The sequence below is a fragment of the Desulfosarcina ovata subsp. ovata genome, assembly GCF_009689005.1.
In the GTDB taxonomy this organism is placed as follows: domain Bacteria; phylum Desulfobacterota; class Desulfobacteria; order Desulfobacterales; family Desulfosarcinaceae; genus Desulfosarcina; species Desulfosarcina ovata.
On record NZ_AP021879.1, the window covers coordinates 4,490,071 to 4,505,517 of the forward strand.

13 protein-coding genes are annotated in these 15,447 nt (G+C 55.1%); 5 read left to right on the forward strand and 8 right to left on the reverse strand.

Features of this window, described 5'->3' with window-relative positions:
* Positions 1–78: 78 nt before the first annotated feature.
* The 3 genes from GN112_RS19825 to dusB are packed head-to-tail and all read left to right on the forward strand — an operon-like array spanning position 79 to position 2,292.
* Complete coding sequence (locus GN112_RS19825) at positions 79–423, forward strand: hypothetical protein (RefSeq protein ID WP_155311804.1); 345 nt, start codon at positions 79–81, stop codon at positions 421–423.
* Positions 424–433: 10 nt separating this feature from the next.
* Entirely contained in the window at positions 434–1,318 is an 885-nt protein-coding gene (locus GN112_RS19830) for a DUF1848 family protein (protein WP_162459032.1), read from the forward strand.
* A complete protein-coding gene (dusB, locus tag GN112_RS19835; RefSeq protein ID WP_155311806.1) occupies positions 1,315–2,292 on the forward strand; it encodes a tRNA dihydrouridine synthase DusB in 978 nt (325 codons plus the stop codon). The genes GN112_RS19830 and dusB overlap by 4 nt, the downstream gene beginning before the upstream one ends.
* On the opposite strand, the gene GN112_RS19840 is transcribed toward dusB, so the two are convergent.
* On the reverse strand, positions 2,289–3,221 hold the full coding sequence (locus GN112_RS19840; RefSeq protein ID WP_155311807.1) for a FlgT C-terminal domain-containing protein: 933 nt from the start codon (positions 3,219–3,221) through the stop codon (positions 2,289–2,291). The two genes, dusB and GN112_RS19840, sit on opposite strands and share 4 nt — an antisense overlap.
* A complete protein-coding gene (queF, locus tag GN112_RS19845; RefSeq protein ID WP_155311808.1) occupies positions 3,218–3,622 on the reverse strand; it encodes a preQ(1) synthase in 405 nt (134 codons plus the stop codon). The genes GN112_RS19840 and queF overlap by 4 nt, the downstream gene beginning before the upstream one ends.
* A gap of 184 nt (positions 3,623–3,806) precedes the next feature.
* Here queF and GN112_RS19850 point away from each other — a divergent pair, with 184 nt between their 5' ends.
* A complete protein-coding gene (locus GN112_RS19850) occupies positions 3,807–3,998 on the forward strand; it encodes a hypothetical protein (protein ID WP_155311809.1) in 192 nt (63 codons plus the stop codon).
* Between the two features lie 88 nt (positions 3,999–4,086).
* Here the strand turns inward: GN112_RS19850 and polA are convergent, their stop codons facing one another.
* Positions 4,087–6,792, reverse strand: a complete 2,706-nt coding sequence (gene polA / locus GN112_RS19855; RefSeq protein WP_331457535.1) for a DNA polymerase I — start codon at positions 6,790–6,792, stop codon at positions 4,087–4,089.
* A 469-nt stretch (positions 6,793–7,261) separates the two neighbouring features.
* Here polA and GN112_RS19860 point away from each other — a divergent pair, with 469 nt between their 5' ends.
* Positions 7,262–8,170 (forward strand): DMT family transporter, encoded by a 909-nt coding sequence (locus GN112_RS19860; protein WP_197743360.1) that lies wholly within the window; start codon positions 7,262–7,264, stop codon positions 8,168–8,170.
* A 35-nt stretch (positions 8,171–8,205) separates the two neighbouring features.
* Here GN112_RS19860 and GN112_RS19865 read toward each other — a convergent pair whose 3' ends face one another.
* The 5 genes from GN112_RS19865 to GN112_RS19885 all read right to left on the reverse strand — a co-directional run bounded on the left by GN112_RS19865 (position 8,206) and on the right by GN112_RS19885 (position 15,328).
* Complete coding sequence (locus GN112_RS19865) at positions 8,206–8,859, reverse strand: cytidylate kinase-like family protein (RefSeq protein WP_155311810.1); 654 nt, start codon at positions 8,857–8,859, stop codon at positions 8,206–8,208.
* 441 nt (positions 8,860–9,300) lie between these two features.
* Complete coding sequence (locus GN112_RS19870) at positions 9,301–9,924, reverse strand: alpha/beta hydrolase (protein ID WP_155311811.1); 624 nt, start codon at positions 9,922–9,924, stop codon at positions 9,301–9,303.
* Between the two features lie 26 nt (positions 9,925–9,950).
* Entirely contained in the window at positions 9,951–12,242 is a 2,292-nt protein-coding gene (locus GN112_RS19875; RefSeq protein ID WP_155311812.1) for a serine protein kinase PrkA, read from the reverse strand.
* Positions 12,243–12,258: 16 nt separating this feature from the next.
* Positions 12,259–13,908, reverse strand: a complete 1,650-nt coding sequence (locus GN112_RS19880; RefSeq protein WP_155311813.1) for a SpoVR family protein — start codon at positions 13,906–13,908, stop codon at positions 12,259–12,261.
* 25 nt (positions 13,909–13,933) lie between these two features.
* Positions 13,934–15,328 carry a DUF444 family protein gene (locus tag GN112_RS19885; RefSeq protein WP_155311814.1) on the reverse strand — a complete coding sequence of 465 codons (1,395 nt, stop codon included), beginning with the start codon at positions 15,326–15,328 and terminating at the stop codon, positions 13,934–13,936.
* Between the last annotated feature and the right edge of the window lie 119 nt (positions 15,329–15,447).

Genomic DNA, 15,447 nt, shown 5'->3' on the forward strand with positions numbered 1-15,447 from the left:
TTCCCGTGTTGACAGGGGGCGGCCGGCACTCCTATACATGGGGCCACAGTTTACCCGAAAACGGAAAAGGATGGATGTATGGCTACCGAAAATGATGTCGTGCTGATCCACTTTGAGGATCAGCCGTTAAGTTTTGCCCGGATCGAATCGATCCTGCCCGATAACAAGCCCGACTGGTACCATGTCAAGCTGCTGATGCTCCAGATCCCGCTTCAGGTGGTGACCTGGATTTTGCGGGATCGCTACATTATGGGCGACGAATTTACCATGAACGGCAAGCGCATGCGTCTGGAGTTGGTGGTCTGCCCGGACATTTCCCCTGAAGAAGACCGCCATGACGAGCAGGAACCGGAAACACCATCCGTTGAAAAGGAGGATGGTAGCGCCACGGTTATTTCTTTTAAGGATAAGTTCAAACGGTAACCGTTCCACTATGGCAAATGAACTGAAACAGGTTCTCTCCGTTTCCAGGCGAACGGACATCCCCGCTTTTTACATGCCCTGGTTCATGCAAGGGATCTCCCGTGGGCATATCGACGTAGAGAATCCCTTCAACCGGCAAGTCCGGCAGGTGGCCGTCTCACCGCAGCGCGTGCACACCATCGTGTTCTGGTCGAAAAATTTCGGCCCTTTTCTGGACGGCGGCTACGGCGAACGCCTCCAGACCATGGGGTATCACCTGCTTTTCAACTTTACGGTCAATTCCCGGGATCCGCTGCTGGAACCGTCGGTACCGCCCCTGGACCGGCGCATCGACCAGCTTGATCAGCTGTGCCGGCGATTCGGTGCAACGGCCGTTCAATGGCGTTTCGATCCCATCTGCCATTATTCCACGCCTGCGGGAGAGGCCCGAACCAACCTGGCCGATTTTGCGGTTATCGCCGGGGCCGCCGGGCGATGCGGCATTTCAACCTGTACGACCAGCTTCATGGACCACTATGCGAAGATTGCCCGACGGGCAAGGAATAAGGTGGCGTTTTCATTGCCATCTGTGGCCGAAAAAAAGACCATTTTGCTGTCAATGGAAAAGATTCTGGCGCCCCTGAACGTTCAACTGACCCTGTGTTGCGAAAAATCCATTCTGGATGGTCTTCCCCAGACGTCCACCGTCCGTGCCGGCGCCTGCATTTCCGGCCGGCGGATCATGGCCCTGTATGGCGGCCGGGTTTCCCTGCGGTCCGATGCCGGTCAGCGCAAGGTGATGGGCTGCGGGTGCACCCAGTCTGTGGATGTGGGTTCCTACCGCCTGCATCCCTGCTACCACAACTGCCTGTTCTGCTATGCCAATCCGGCGTGTGATCGGAGAGGGACGAGATGAGGATCGCCAACGTCGAGATTCCCAATTTTACCGTTTTTGCGCCTTTGGCGGGCATCACCAACCTGCCCATGCGGCTGTTGGCCAAGAAGGCCGGATGCGGATTGGTCTGCTCGGAGATGATCAGTTCCAACGGGCTGGTGTACAACTCCGGAAAGACCATGCAAATGTTGGATAGTACCCCCGATGAAAAACCCCTCTCGGTGCAGATTTTCGGGGCCAACCCGCAAATGATGGCTGATGCGGCGAAAATTGTCGAGCAGTCCGGAGCGGCCATTATCGATATCAATTTTGGCTGTTCGGTCAGGAAAATCCTGAAAAGCAACTCGGGGTCGGCCCTGATGAAGGATCCCGCGCTGGCCTGCCGGATCATCCATGCCGTTCGCCAGGCGGTTTCCATTCCGCTGACGATTAAGATCCGCTCGGGCTGGGATGCTTCGGGCATGCAGGCCTTGGCGATCGCCCGGCTGGCCGAGGATGCCGGTATCGACGCGGTGGCGGTTCACCCGCGCACGGCCACCCAGGGGTTTGCCGGAAAGGCGGATTGGCGGATTATCACCGCGGTGAAACAGGCGTTGTCCATTCCGGTGATTGGCAACGGTGACGTGAACACGGCGGCGGATGCCCTGCGCATGCGCGCGGAGACCGGTTGCGACGGTGTGATGGTCGGCCGGGCCGCCATCGGCCATCCCGTGATTTTCAGTCAGATCCTGGCGGCTACCGAGGGGCGTGTGCCGCCGGTGGTGACGGATGGCCAGCGTATCGAAATCATGGTCACCTATCTGAAGGATTCGGTTCGTTATCTGGGGGAGGCGTTGGCCTGCCGCATGATGCGCAGCCGGTTGTGCTGGTTTGTCAAGGGGATGCGCAATGCTGCGCAGTTTCGCAACAGTATTCGTTTTGTTGCCTCTGAAGCCGAGGCCCTGGAGCGGATCCGGCAGTATGCACGATCCATCGATGCGCTGCCGGATCCTTAGGTTCCGGGAACCACGATGCTGCCCACCGGGGGAAGGTTATCGGTGTCGACCGTGGCGGAGGATTGCCGCGGGGCGACCTGGCTGATGCGGATCTCCCCGATTTTTAGCCCGGGAACGATATAGCGCTGGTCTCCCAGCCCGGTCAGGATTTCGCCGCCTTGAAGCACGCTGAAACGGTCTCCCGGTTGGATACCCACCTGGCTGCCGGCTGGGATGAGGCAGGTCCCATCATCCGTTGAAATGATGGCGGATAGCCAGATGGTTGCATTGATCGCCTCGCCCATCTGCTCACCCAGTTCTTCCCCCATCTCCCCGACGACCTCGACCAGGTCTTCCACCATCATCTCCTGCCCGTTTTTTATCGCTTCGGCCTGTTGGTCATCGATATCGACTTCATCGGTAAGGAGGTTCAAGGTCAGGCGTGCGCCGGTGATGCTGTCATAAACGGCTGCAGCGGTCTGGATCTGCAGATGGTAGGCGACATCCCTGAAGAACCAGAAGCCCGTGTTCTCTTTGCGCACCCGGATATCCATGAGTACCGGGCTGACCACCATGTTGAATCCCTCCTGCCGCGCCAGGGCAGCCAGCTTGAACGCATCCATCTCACCCTTGTTGATCCGGGGTGGGTTCAACAAAAACGGGGGAATATCGGTTTTTCCCGGAATGGTCAGCTGCGCATCGGGCGCGTTTTCCGACATGCTTGTCAAAAACGCTTCCATGAAGGGGGTTGTTGCCTGGCCGCTGGTAAAGAAGGTATTGTTGGTCAGGGCCATGACACCGACCTTTTTGTGATAGCGGTCATGTGCCGAAAAATCGCGGATGCTTTTGGTTTCCGCCGGACGGTATGAGGCCGCAATACCGCAACCGGAAATCAGGGCCGCAATGGCCAGCAGCGCCAATAGCCGGATTTTTACTCTGGCGCCGATCATGAAGTGGCCTCATAACGGGCGCAGACGTTGGTGGTCAGGCCCCCGCGGGAGGTGAAATCGCCGGTGACCTCCATGAATTTGGGTTTCAGCACCGTCACCAGATCGTCGAGAATCCGGTTGGAAACATGTTCGTAAAACATGCCCACATTGCGGAACTGCAGCAGGTAGTATTTCAGGGATTTGAGTTCAACGATGAACTGGTCCGGTGTGTAGCGGATGTTGATCGTGCCGAAATCGGGCAGACCGGTCATCGGGCAGACCGAGGTGAATTCTGGCTGTGAAATGGTAATCACAATATCGCGTTTGCTCTGGTAGGCATATTCGATGGGATCAAGCATATCGGTGGTCACCACCTCTGGCTTGTCCACGGTGTAACGAAGGGTATGGTCATAGGATTTCATTACGTGCTCCCGTTGATTGGTTTGGCATGCTTATTAATGGATGGGGCAAAGCGTGTCAAATGTTCTGTTGTCTCAAAAGGTTTCAAGCGGTGTTAAATGCCGCCGCAAGCCACGGTTGACTTCGGCTATGCTTCCTGTTAACAGGTCTGAATATATACCAATATAACCAATAAGGCGGGTGCTGATGAGAAAGACGAGTCTGGACGAGCAGATCCTGCGGGCCACCAAGGAGATTGTGGTCAAATTCATTGAGACGGGACGGATTTCACCCACGGGATTCCCCGAAGCCTTTAAATCCATCTACCGGTCGGTGGATGAAACCGTCAAGCAGTCCGTGGATGGGGATGTTGCGGACGAAAGCGGCGGGGAGGCATAATCCCTCCCCGGTTCGAGTCATTCTGGCGACATATCAGGCGGTGTAGGAAAAGGTAAACTCGCCGGATTCGGTCATGGCTTCCATTTTTTCAGTGGGCTTCGGCCCAGTTCCGTCCCTCGGCGATGTTGACCTTCAGGGGCACGGCCAGTTCCCAGACGTTTTCCATCGCTTCGCGTACCAGGGCTTTGGCCGCTTCGAGTTCCCCGGGCGGTACCTCGAAGATCATTTCGTCATGGACGGAGAGCAGCATGGCGGTTTGCATGCGGTCTTTCCGCAGGGCCCGGTCCACACGGATCATGGCCAGTTTGATCAAATCGGCGGCCGTTCCCTGGATGGGGGTGTTGATGGCAGTGCGTTCGGCAAACTGGCGCACATTGCGATTGCTGCTGGCGATGTCGGGCAGTTGCCGGATTCGGCCCAAAAGCGTGCTGGTCCGGCGGGTTTCGTGAGCCTTTTGAATGGTCTGATCGATGAATGCCTTGACGCCCTGGTAGCGGGAAAAATAGTGATCGATATAGGTCTGGGCCATTTTGTTGCTGATTTCCAGCTCCCGGGCCAGACCGAAGGCGCTCATCCCGTAAATGATCCCGAAGTTGATCGCCTTGGCCTGGCGGCGCAGCTCGTCGGTGACCATCTGAGGAAAGATCTCGAACACTTCGGTGGCCGTTCGCGTATGGATGTCCTCGTCTTCCTTGAAGGACTGAATCAGGATCGGATCGCCGGAACAGTGGGCCAGGATGCGCAGTTCGATCTGGGAGTAGTCCGCCGAGAGCAGCCGCCAGCCTTCACGGGGCACGAACGCCTTGCGAATTTCGCGGCCCTCTGCGGTGCGGATGGGGATGTTCTGCAGATTGGGATCGCTGCTGCTCAGCCGCCCGGTGGCGGCCACGGTCTGGTTGAAAGAGGTGTGGATCCGGCCGGTCTGCGGATGAATTAGATCCAGAAGGGCGTCGGCATAGGTTGATTTCAGCTTGGCCAGGCTGCGGTGGCGCAGCACCAGGGCCGGCAGTTCATGGCTGCGCGCCAGGGTGGTGAGGACCTCCACGTCGGTGGAGTAGCCGGTTTTTTTCTTGGTTTTCTTCTGGACCGGCAGTTTGAGCTTTTCGAAGAGAATATGGCCCAGTTGCTGGGAGGAGTTGATATTGAATGTCTCGCCGGCCTGCAGATAAATTTCGCGTTCTAACAATTCAAGCTGGCCGGCAAAGGATTTGGAAAGGTCGTGAAGCTTCTCCCGGTCCACGCAGATACCGGTCATTTCCATCTCCAGAAGAACCGGCAGCAGGGGCATCTCCACATTTTTCATCAGGTCGCTCAATCCGTCCGCTTCCAGTCGCGGAAGGAATATCTCATGGGCCGAGAGAGTGATGTCGGCATCCTCGCAGGCGTAGGGGATCGCTTTGTCGATCGTCACCTGGTCGAACGTGACCGCGTTTTTGCCTTTTCCGGCGACCTCTTCGTAGCGGATGTTTTTGTGGCCCAGATAGTCCAAGGCGATCTGATCCAATCCGTGGGCGCGTTTGGCCGGCTCGATCAGGTATGAGGCCACCATGGTGTCGAAGGTCACGCCGGCGAGTTCCACGCCGTGGCGTCGCAGCACCGCCCAGTCATACTTGATGTTCTGGCCGATTTTTTCAATGGCGGGATCGGCAAGAACCGGCTGCAGGCGGTCCAGGACCGTTTGCAAGGGGAGCTGCTCGGGGGCTCCCAGGTAGTTGTGCCCCACAGGGATGTACCACGCCTCACCGGGCTTCACGGCGAAGGAGAGGCCGACGAGACGGGCCCGCATGGGGTCCAGGGCGGTGGTTTCGGTATCCAGGGCAAAGCGCCCGGAGGTTTTCAGACGCTGGATCAGACGGTCCAGCGCAGTGCTGTCCATGATGGCCGCATAGTGCCGCTGGATGGATTGGTCCTGGTGGGCATATTCCTGTTGGAGTTGCCGGAACTCCAGTTCGGCAAACAGCCGGGTCAGGGCATCGTCATCGGCATCCTGGGCTTTCAATCGCTGCGGATCGAATTCAATGGGGGCATTCTGATCGATGGTGACCAGTTCACGGCTGAGCAGGGCCTGATCCTTGAACTGAATCAGGTTCTGCTTCTGTTTTTTCGCACGAATCGTGTCGATGCCGTCATAGACCCCCTCCATGCTGCCGAAGGTATGGATCAATTTGACCGCTGTTTTCTGACCGATTCCCGGGACGCCCGGGATGTTATCCGCCGTATCACCGGAAAATCCCATGACATCGATCATCTGCCGGGGCTCCAGTTCGAAGGCTTGGTCGATGGCCGCGGTATCGATGACCTTGTCTTTCATGGGGTCCCAGATGGTGCAGTGGGGCGTCACCAGCTGCATGAAGTCCTTGTCTCCGGTGACTATGATCACACGGAAACCGTTGGCTTCCCCATGGCGGGCCAGTGTACCGATGAGGTCGTCGGCTTCGTAACCGCTCATCTCAAACACCGGAATGTTGAACGCTTCGGTCACTTTGCGGATCCAGGGCAATTGCTGAACCAGATCTTCGGGCATGGGCGGCCGGTTGGCCTTGTAATCGGCAAAACGTTCGTGACGGAAGGTCGGACCTTTGGCATCGAAAAACATGGCCACATGGCTGGGGTTGCGATCGGCCATCAGCTTGATCAGCATACGGGTAAAGCCGAATGTTGCGTTGGTGGGCAGCCCGTTGCTGTTGGACAGCCCCCGAACCGCATGGTAAGCGCGGTAAATATAGGCGCTGCCGTCGATCAGGTAGAGAGTCGGCATTTTACCTGCCGAAGTCGCGTGGGTTGGCGTTGACACGATTGAACTCCTGGATTAGTTAGTGCCTATCCAGAAATGGCCAATTTGCCCGATATCTTTGTTGCGCGAAAAATTTTATCCTCGGAATATCAACCATATGCCTGTGGTAAAATTTTTCGTGCGCCTTGATCTCGAACAAATTTTCCTATTTCTGGATGGACACTAGTTAGTATCGTTTCCATGTGATGGGCGCATGGTAGCACTTTGTTCTTATAACAACAAGATGTCAGCCAGTTAACGGTCAGCCATGAATGAATCTGTCGCTCCAATGAGCCGCCGGCAGCGCCGGCTCAAGCAACCCAAAATCTGTCATTGCTGTGGAAAGGAATTTCCTTTTTGCTGGACCTGCCGGTGTGGATTTATGATGTGCCAGGAATGCATGTATGAAAACGTGTGGGGCCTTTCTTGTAATGGAATCACCTGGCAATGTCCGGATTGCGGTGGCCTCAACGGATTTGGAAACCAGTAGATGCCCCGTTACTTGAAGTCGGACCTGCTTTGCCTGCTGACGGCCACCATCTGGGGCTTTGCCTTTGTGGCCCAGCGGGTGGGAATGGATCACGTGGGGCCGTTTACCTTCAACGGCATCCGTTTTCTTTTGGGTGCGTTGGTGTTGGTGCCCTTCATCTGGCGCAACCGCGGACAGTCTGCCCGTCAACCGGCACGCCACTTCCCCGGCAGCCAGCCCAAGCTGTTGTTCTATGGCAGTCTTGCCGGCCTGGCCCTATTTGGGGGCGCTTCGCTGCAGCAGGTGGGGCTCGTTTACACCACTGCTGGCAATGCCGGATTTATCACCGGTCTTTATGTGGTGCTCGTCCCCATCATGGGGCTGTTATGGGGGCAGCAGACCAACGCGGGCACTTGGCTGGGCGCCCTGATGGCCGCCATCGGATTGTATTTGCTCAGTATAAAAAGTGGGTTCACAATTTCTTTCGGTGATTTTCTTGAACTTCTGGGGGCCTTGCTGTGGGCTGCCCATATTCATCTGATTGGTTGGGTGTCGCCTAAAACCGACAGCCTGAAATTGGCATTTGTCCAGTTCATGGTGTGCGCCCTGGCCAGTCTGGCCACGGCCGTGGGGATCGAAACGGCCAGCGTGGCCAGGGTTGCCGCGGCCTCAACGGCGATCCTGTACGGTGGTGTGCTTTCCGTGGGCGTGGCCTACACCCTGCAAGTGGTTGCCCAGCGCGACGCCCACCCGGCCCACGCTGCCATTTTGCTTTGCCTGGAGTCGGTCTTTGCTGCGGTGGGAGGGTGGTTGGTTCTTGACGAAGTCATGGCCGGCCGGGCCATGATCGGCTGTGTGTTGATGTTGGCGGGGATGCTGGTCTCCCAGCTTTACGGGCTGGTGACCCACCGTTCTCAGTCCAACACCTAATTTCCACACGTCATCCCCCATTTTCTGGCAAACGGTCAGCTCAGCGCTGCACAGATTGCCGCTGCTGCTGATTCGACAGACAGCGTCGCGGTGTTGAGAATCATGTCGTAATTGACCGGATCACTGATGTCACTGTGGAAGTACTTGCGCACAAAGGCCCGACGATCGGATTCGGTCCGCAGCACCCGGCGTCTGGCATCATCTTTTGACACCCCGTGGGTTTCGGCGACCCGACTGACGCGGTTTTCCAGGGGGGCGATGATGCGCGTCCGGAAACGGGCTTCCGGAGGCAGGATAAAGTTGGCGCCGCGCCCCACGATAATGGCCCTGCCGTGCCGGCCGATGGCGCTGATTACCCGCATCAGCACGCGGGAAACCTCGTCCGGCCAGAGGTGCCGGTCACTGATGGCTGCCGAGACCCAGTCTTCGATCATGGAGACCCCCCTTTCGTCCAGGGTTTGAATCACCCGGGTCGTGGTGTCGGCATTGTCGGCCATGGCATTAATGACCTGCTGATCAAAAAGATCCAGGCCAAGCCGGTCGGCCACCGCCCGGGCCACCAGTTTTCCACCGCTTCCCGGTTCCCTGGAGAGGGTGATCACGGGCAATGGCTTTGTTTCTTTTTCTTCTTTCCTGGAAATTTCCCAGCGCCGGACATGCTCTTCGATCATCTGATGAATGGCTTTCATGGCGTCTCCTTCCGGTTATGGGTTGACGCATCAACGCTCAAGACGACCCGATGGTTGGGGCGTTTCGGATGCCGCATGGAAGGAGATCGGTAAAGGTCAACAAAGTTGCGATGGCACATTCATCAAATATGCGGAAGGCCAGGGAAAAGGGAGCCTCAGCGTTGGGGTGGCGCCTGTACTCAATTGCCGCAAGGTCATCGGGCAAAATGCCTGCCATTGAGAAAAGTCTATTCAACAATGGCAGGGGTGTCAAGCCGTCAATTGATGGGGACGTCGGATGCAGTCGTTGATAATTGGCTAAGGTTGCCGGAAATAAATAATTCCTCCATCCTGCTGGTCTTTGTGCCCGTCTACCGCGTTGCCGGCACCGGCACATATTCCCCGATATGCACCGGTGCCGGCGCCTTGTAGACGACCCCAAATCCGGCGCGATCTGGGGAATTATTTATTTCCGGCAACCTGAATTGACTCGGAAAGGGTTGCTGCCAAGTCATCCAGGAATCCGAAGAAGAAATGATCGGCGCCTTGGATGATCGTAAACCGGGCATGGCGATTCCATTCGTCAATCATTGGTTGAATCAGGTGTGGTGGGGCGATTTCATCCTCGCTGCCGGTAACCACGGCGGAGAGGGCCGGCAGGCGGATTTGCGATTTGAATTCCATGAAGGCCACCGGTGGGGAAACCATCGTCAGTTGCCGCACCGATAGTCGATCCTGCAGGGCCATGGCGTTGACCCAGGTTCCAAACGAATATCCAGAAAGGTGAATTTCGTCAAATCCCTGATCCCTCAGAAAATCGACTGCCGCCACCACATCGTCTTGCTCTCCGAGACCTTCATCATATGTACCGGTGCTCTTGCCGGTTCCCCGGAAATTAAAGCGCAACGTACCAAAGCCGTGTTTTTGATAGGCGGCAACGATGGCTTCGACCACGGGATTGAACATGTCACCACCATAAAGGGGGTGGGGATGGGTTACCGCAACGGCACGCGGCGAGCGGTTGGGGCAGTACAATCCATCCATCTCCAGTTCGCCGGATGGAAAGCGAATTCTATCTTCTTGCATGCGGTTTCACCTGTTGTCATCATCCATTACGGTTTCGTGAATTTTCGGGCCAGATCGTTGTCGATGACGTACATGCAGATCGCCTTGGCACCATGCTCGGTGTAGCGGTAGCGCTTCATCAGGTTATCGATGACAAAGGTGACATCGTCGCGGATTTTTTGATCGTAGGTTTTGAAATCCTCTTCGGCGTAATCTTTGATTGCCCGCCTGAAATTTTCATTTTCCAGGAAGGGGTCGAGCACTTTCTCCTTAAGATTGTACTCGTAACGATCTTTTAATGACTGGAACAGGCGGGTCTCGGTGGGGGGAGTGCCCGCCACCATGATCTCCTGGGTCAGGGTGCGTGACGTATACTCTTTCTGGGTCTCTTTACGAAAGCCCAAAAGCTTGGCCTTTTCCGTCTTTTCGCCCAACAGGCGGCGCTCGAATCCATCGAACAGGTCATCGGTCACGTGAACCGTTTCACCGGTGTAATTGCAGGTTTCGACGGCGCCCGGTTCGAAATTGACCGCGAACATATAGTGCAGGATTTCCCGATGGATCTGTTCTTCGTTATAGTAGTAAAGGGATTCTTTAACTTCCTGAAGAATTGAATAATCATACAGCTGCAACAGCGAATCGAGAAAACCGTCCGGGATGGAGGCTTTCAGTTCCTTCTGGGCATGGAAAAACTTACACAGCATGGACATGTCGATCAGTTCGCCGGATTTGGCGTAGGTGGTGAAGAAGGAGTTAAAGATTTTGATCGAATCCCGACCGGAAATCCCCTGCCGACCTTCATTTTCGGACTCGCTGATGATCCGCCGGCGACGTTTTGCGGTCAGTGCCTTGCGATCCTCCTCCGACAGCCATTCCGGGATGTGGCCGGTGTAGATCTCCATTTTGAGCAATTGGAGATTCTTGTCGCAATTGCGGTTGTATTTGGCCGGTTCCCTGATCCAGTCCAGCATGGCTTCGGAGCGTAGGCTCAGCCGTGAGGAGATGATCACCCGGGCAAAGTTGTGCAGAACGCGGGGCAGAAAGCTGTCATCGATACGCGTGCCGAAAATATTCCGGTAAATTTCGACTTCCGTATTCAGATCCAGTACATAGGGAATGTTGATATAGACGATGCGATCGGAAAAGGATTGGAAATCCTTGATGTTTTTCTTGTCCTCAGGATTCATCAGAGCCAGAAAGAGCGAACTGACGTTCTCTTCGATGTCTTCGACCTTGTGCAGTCCTTCGCTGATGATGTTGTGAAGCTCGATCAAGCGTTCAATGTTATGGGATTTGATGTCCATCAGGGCATAGATGCCGTTGTTGGTTTTGGCGTATTGCGAGTAGATATAGCGTACCTGGTTGCTGTCCGAGAAGAGTCGATTGATCATCCGTTGAAGGTATTCGTTGGAGAGAATGATCTCCTTGACCGGCCGATCCCCCGGAGAGAAAACGCTGATCCCTTTCCCCAGCCGGCGATTGAAGGTGTACGGCACGGCATGAATCATCTCGAACACCTTGGCCGTGCTTTTCAGGCGGGCGTAAAGGGCGTCGTACAGGGATCCGCAGATGGTACAGGGAACCTCGTGAAAAATCCACTCAAAAGCCTTATCGGTGAACAGCGTGTATTTGAATTCATTGTTCTCGAAAAGCTCGTCGAGAAATTGCCGGCGCTGAGATTTGGGGATCAGCAGCAACGGGTTGTCATGGCAGGGGCAGGGGACTTCCACATAGTCGCCGTCCGTATCATGGACGGCCATGGAACGGATGGTATCAAATTGGCGTTGATCGGGGTTTTGCTGCATCCGGAAAAGACTTTCCAGAATCGATGCGGTTTCGTTGTGTCCCTCACCACGCATCAATTGCCGGCGGTCCAGGCGCCAGACCGTTTCATAGCGGGTACCGGCTCCGGTATTGGCATATTCCTCAAAGCGTTTCAGAAGATTGTTTAAAAAGGTGCTTTTGCCGCAGCCGTGAGGGCCATCGAAAATATAGATTTTATTCTGCTGGGCGCCGCTGCGCAATGCCTCGACGTGGTTGACCAGCCGGTTGGCAAACAGCCGGTCGGCGAAAAAAGGGTGGTCGGCATCCTCGACCAGCAATTGGCTGCAATCATAACTGACATACTGGATCGATTCCGGATCGTTGGGATATTCGTCATGTCCTTCCCCAACGTATTCCTTGAACAGGTCGTGGAACACCTGGAACACGTTCCGGATCGTGCCGGTGGGATTATCCAGGACCTCCTGGAGAAACGCCTCGAAAGGAATCGGCTTGCGATGATTCGATCCGTGCTCGCCGATATCGATTTGCTGCATGGCTTTTTTGATATTGTCCATGTGCTGCCTTATACCGTCAGAGTATATTTTTACTGAGCTTGCGCTCCTTCATCGTGTAGAGGACCCGCCGCCATTTCAGTTTTCGCGGTTTGGGCGCGTCGCTTTTTGCGGCCAACCCCGGAATGGCCGGCATCCGCTGGGTACTGGGCGAGGCCATCACTTCGGTGGTTTCCAACTGTACCGGCCCGCCCCACAGGTACTCGATACCCAGCATGGTATTGGGGATGTAATCGGCCAAAAGCGGCTTGCCCTCAAAGTGGTGAATCAGGTAAAGGGCATTCTCTTTGGTTTTCTTCAGATCCACTTCGATATGGGGCGGATGGTAAAGAGAGGCCATCAGCATTTCCCGATAGTCTTCGACACGGCGGCTTTTAACGTAATACTCCCAAACCATCTTCTGCTTATTCAATCGTTTGCCGGCCACAAACAGATTGTTTTTGTTGATGAAATCCTGGTCAACAAAATTATGGATAAAAGTAAAATCGGAAAAGTTTTCACGGACCTTGAAGATGAAATCCTTTCCCTGACCGGACTGAATATCGAAATCCTTGCGTGCTTTGGCATCCCGGGTCCGCTGGAAGGCCCAGGAGATTTTCCCTTTTTCGGCCATCTCCTCCAGAAAATAGAACAGGCGCATGCCCAGTGCGTAAGGGTTGAGCCCCACCCGGGGCATGGCCGTGACACCCGCGTTGACCCGGGCAAAATCGACTTCGTGCCCTTTGATGCGATCATCGCTGAGATACAATGTCTCATGCCAGTATGAGGCCCATCCCTCATTCATGATTTTGGTGCGGATCTGGGGCTGGAAAAACAGGCCGGTTTTGCGAATGACCTGCATGACCATCAGCATCCACTGATTTTCTTCCCGGCGCAGCATTTTGGAATTTTCCATGATGAACTGGAGCAGATCCTTTGGTTTTTGGGGCTTCTCTTCCTGATGTTTTTTAAAAAGGCTACCGAATTCAGGATGGCGCCGGTCGATCCGGGCGAAAAAATTCTGTTCGCCGAGAGCGGGATCTTCTTTTACGCTAACATTGTAACGTTCCAGTTCCTTGATGTATTTGCTGATGTTGGCTTTGGCAACGTCCTGGAGGTAGATGTCAAAGTAATAGTCCACCTTGGCCGAGATGCTCGCATCCGGTGTATGGAAAATACCTGACAACAGGCTGTGGTATCCCACCAAGTTGTCGATACCGCGGGTGAATTCGATCACATAGTCCACCCAGCGGCCCCGTTCCGCCCGTAGCTTGGCAATGGCCCTTTTATCGGAAAGAGCCTCACCATTAAAATCGTAATCCCAGGTATGACGGAAGAAGAGGTTGTTCTGGAAAAAATCGATATGCGCCAGCACGTGATAAAAGATCATCACGTTCAACCAGTCCGGGTTGTTGTCGTTGTAAAAGGAGATCGCCGGACGGGTATTGATCACCGTTTCATATGGATTGCCCGGATAGAGTTCGTACTTGCCTTTTTCCTTGAGCACCTCCACATCGTGAACCCAGTAGTCGTAAAGGGTCGGGATCATCACCTTGGGGGAGAGTTCGATCAGGTCCCGGTTGGTGACGATATATTCAAGGCTTTCATCTTCAAAACGCAAGCCGGCATCCCGCGCCCTTTCCTTGCAGCCTTCCATAATTGTTTTCGTATGCTGATCGATCAATTCCATGGATTTGACCATTTCCGCTGCGGGATCAGGAAATCAGCTTCTTGATCCCTTCGATGAGCCTGGGTTCGTCGGCGCTTTCGTTGAGCACGTCCAGGCGGATGAGTTTGGGGAATTTTTCCAACACGCCCGATTTTTTCAGGTAGCGTTCCACTTCGGTGTTGTTTTTGGAACTGCTGGTATGCTCGGCAATGGTGATGCCGATCCGGCTGGCATAGCCAAACATCTCTTTCAGGGCCGGAATGGCCTTTTTGCCTTCGGTGTCCCAGTCATCGCCGTCGGTCCCGTGAAAGACGTAAATGTTGTAATCCGCAGCCAGGTTTTCTTCCTTGACGATCCGGTTGACCATTTCATAGGCCGAGAACACCTGGGTTCCACCGGCCACCTTGGAGTTGTAATAGGTGTAAAAGTCCTCCACCTCTTTGGCTTCGGTGTCATGCAGAATGAACCGGGATTCCACCTGATGGGCATACTGGTAGAGCAGCCAGCTGTAGATGAGTACATGCTGGGTGACCACCAGCTCGGTGGCTTTTCCGGCCATGGATCCGGAATAGTCACGTACGAAAAAAACCACGGCCTGGGATTCGAAATCCTTCTCCTTGGAGAGGATGCGGTAGATTTTATCCTTCGGCGATATGATGAAACGGGACGGGTCGATGGCGTCCATATCGGGAATATTGCCCAAATGAATGTTCGTTTCGACGATCTCGCGCAGGGTGGCCTTTTTATCCAGAACCTGGCCGAAACCGCGATTGCGGTCGGTCATGTCGTAGGTGTAGCGGGTCAGGGATCGTTTTTTGCCCTTGTCCTGGAGATTGGGCAGTTCAAACTGCTCAGTGAGGATTCTGCCCAGGTCGTAAGCCGAGGACTCCATTTCATGTTGGCCGCCTTCACCTTCTCCCGGTCCGCCGGCTCCGGCCTGGTCCGGGTCCCGTACCGGCTGTTCGCCGATCACCTCGCCCTCTTCGCCGTCACCACTGCCGCCCTGGCCTTCACCCTCTTCCTGTTCGGTAAAGCGGGGGTCATGGATAAACTTCTCTTCGACGGTTGTGGGAACCACGACGACCTTGCCCTTGCCCGCCTTGCCGGGCTTGATCATTTTGCCCACTCGAATCTTGCGGGGGAAACCGTCTTTTTCCCGCTGGCGGTCTTTTTCGAGAAGCTCGTCAATGGAGCGGATGTGGCTGATGTAGCCGCTTTTGGGCTGGGCGAGGGCCTGCAGGACCATCAGATCGTGATAATCGTACAGATCCAGCAATCGGAACTCGCCTGCATCCGTGGTGACCACGGCCAGGTTGCCTCTGATCACCGGTATTGCATGAGTCAGATCGCCGTCCAGTTCACGGGCGAATTTCTCTTCCTGTTCCGGTGTCAGGCCGGCCTTTTTCAGGTCATTGAATAATTTTTCAAGTTTTTGGTGCATCGGTCGTCTCACCCGTGGTTGCTAAGGATCGGGGCTTTTATTAATTGAACAGAATTTCTTGTTCTTCCGCCCGTCTTCCGCGTTGCATCATCGGCCACATACTCCAGTATGCAACCGTT

Coding starts and splice junctions, on each gene's coding strand:
- dusB (WP_155311806.1), top strand. CDS start 1,315: ATGAGGATCGCCAACGTCGAGATTCCCAATTTTACCGTTTTTGCGCCT.
- queF (WP_155311808.1), bottom strand. CDS start 3,622: ATGAAATCCTATGACCATACCCTTCGTTACACCGTGGACAAGCCAGAG.
- GN112_RS19830 (WP_162459032.1), top strand. CDS start 434: ATGGCAAATGAACTGAAACAGGTTCTCTCCGTTTCCAGGCGAACGGAC.
- GN112_RS19850 (WP_155311809.1), top strand. CDS start 3,807: ATGAGAAAGACGAGTCTGGACGAGCAGATCCTGCGGGCCACCAAGGAG.
- GN112_RS19880 (WP_155311813.1), bottom strand. CDS start 13,908: ATGGAATTGATCGATCAGCATACGAAAACAATTATGGAAGGCTGCAAG.
- GN112_RS19885 (WP_155311814.1), bottom strand. CDS start 15,328: ATGCACCAAAAACTTGAAAAATTATTCAATGACCTGAAAAAGGCCGGC.
- GN112_RS19875 (WP_155311812.1), bottom strand. CDS start 12,242: ATGGACAATATCAAAAAAGCCATGCAGCAAATCGATATCGGCGAGCAC.
- GN112_RS19860 (WP_197743360.1), top strand. CDS start 7,262: ATGCCCCGTTACTTGAAGTCGGACCTGCTTTGCCTGCTGACGGCCACC.
- GN112_RS19870 (WP_155311811.1), bottom strand. CDS start 9,924: ATGCAAGAAGATAGAATTCGCTTTCCATCCGGCGAACTGGAGATGGAT.
- GN112_RS19865 (WP_155311810.1), bottom strand. CDS start 8,859: ATGAAAGCCATTCATCAGATGATCGAAGAGCATGTCCGGCGCTGGGAA.
- GN112_RS19825 (WP_155311804.1), top strand. CDS start 79: ATGGCTACCGAAAATGATGTCGTGCTGATCCACTTTGAGGATCAGCCG.
- GN112_RS19840 (WP_155311807.1), bottom strand. CDS start 3,221: ATGATCGGCGCCAGAGTAAAAATCCGGCTATTGGCGCTGCTGGCCATT.